Origin of the sequence: Rhodovulum viride, from assembly GCF_003265965.1 — a bacterium.
Taxonomy (GTDB): domain Bacteria; phylum Pseudomonadota; class Alphaproteobacteria; order Rhodobacterales; family Rhodobacteraceae; genus Rhodovulum; species Rhodovulum kholense.
Genome location: NZ_MUAV01000095.1, coordinates 1 through 1,249 on the forward strand (window position 1 = coordinate 1; position 1,249 = coordinate 1,249).

General features: G+C 71.6%; 2 protein-coding genes. Both read right to left on the minus strand.

Annotated elements, in window-relative coordinates:
* A partial coding sequence (locus BYZ73_RS21150) for a hypothetical protein (RefSeq protein ID WP_425451108.1) occupies nucleotides 1-691 on the minus strand: 691 nt, incomplete at its 3' end.
* Nucleotides 676-1,098 carry a DUF6950 family protein gene (locus BYZ73_RS21155; protein ID WP_146746394.1) on the minus strand — a complete coding sequence of 141 codons (423 nt, stop codon included), beginning with the start codon at nucleotides 1,096-1,098 and terminating at the stop codon, nucleotides 676-678. The genes BYZ73_RS21155 and BYZ73_RS21150, both read right to left, overlap by 16 nt.
* Nucleotides 1,099-1,249: the final 151 nt, after the last annotated feature.

Sequence of the window (1,249 nt, forward strand, 5' to 3'; positions counted from 1 at the left end):
TCGGGAAGAGGTCGCGGTCGTAATTGGCCGAGAAGTAGACCCAGGCGATGCCGCGCCCGCGGTGATCGGCCGTCCATTCCGAGGCCGCCGCGGCATACAGCGGATCGGCCGCCTGATCCTCGGCCCCGTCATGCACCTTGAGGTGGATGCGGCCCTTGTAGTCGCTGTCGATCTGGCCCCAGAGATAGGGATCGCCCGTGCCTTGGGCCGCGTCCTTGAGGTATTGCGCCTCGGTCCAGACCCTGGTCTCGCCCAGCCAGATCTCGACCGCGCCGTCGATCTGGTGACAGGCGAGCGGCATGGCGGAATGGTAGCGCAGATGCGGCTTGCCGTCGAAGCTGGTGGTCGAGCGGGCGGTGATGGTGCCGCCCAGGGTCCGTTCGCCATAGAGGATGAGGCCCGCGGTCACCGGCTGGATCCGGTTGAGCATGATCTCGTCGCGGGTCTTGACCTTGGGCTTCTTCGCCAGCGCCATCTGCACGCCCGAGAGCACGAAGGCCATGGCGGCCTGGCCCATGATCGCGGTCGCGGTCAGCCCGGCCGCCCAGCCCCCGGCGGCCGCCGCCAGCGCTGCCCCGACCGGCGGCATCGCCAGGGCCGGGGCGGCGGTGACGATCAGCGCCACGGTCAGGACCGCGAGGGGCGCGCCGAGCCGCGCCGCCCCCGCGAGACAAATCACCCGATGCGCCATGCCACCTCCGCGTCGAGCACCGGGCGGCGCACGGGACCGCGTTCCGCCAGATGCACGGCCTGGCGGCCGGTGACGACGCCCATGGCGCCGGGCAGCGCCCCCGCGGCATCGCCCATCACCCAGTCGCCCCGCCGCGCCAGCGCGACCGCCACCCGCGGCAGGTGCGCGTCGATCAGATCGGCGATGGAGCCGAAGCCAAGCCGCACCAGCCCCTTCGCCGCCTGGATCTCGCTGGCATAGGCGGGCAGATCCGGGATCGGATCGGTGCCGATCATCGCCCGCGCGGTGGCCCGGCAAAAGCCCAGGCAATCGGCCGCGCCCCAGACGAAGGCCCGGCCCTCCCAGGCGCGGATCTCGGCCGCCAGCCGCAATTCCCAGCCCTCGCGGCGCAGTATCGTCCCGCTCACCTGCCCCATGTGTCCTCCCGGTTCTGGATGGCTTGCACGAGGTCGAAGAAGCGGTCGCCGGGAAAGCGGCGCTGCTGATCCTCGGGCAGGTAGTAAAACGGGCGCTTGCGGCCCAGATCCATGGCGCGTTCCTCGCAGGCGAGCGTCGCGG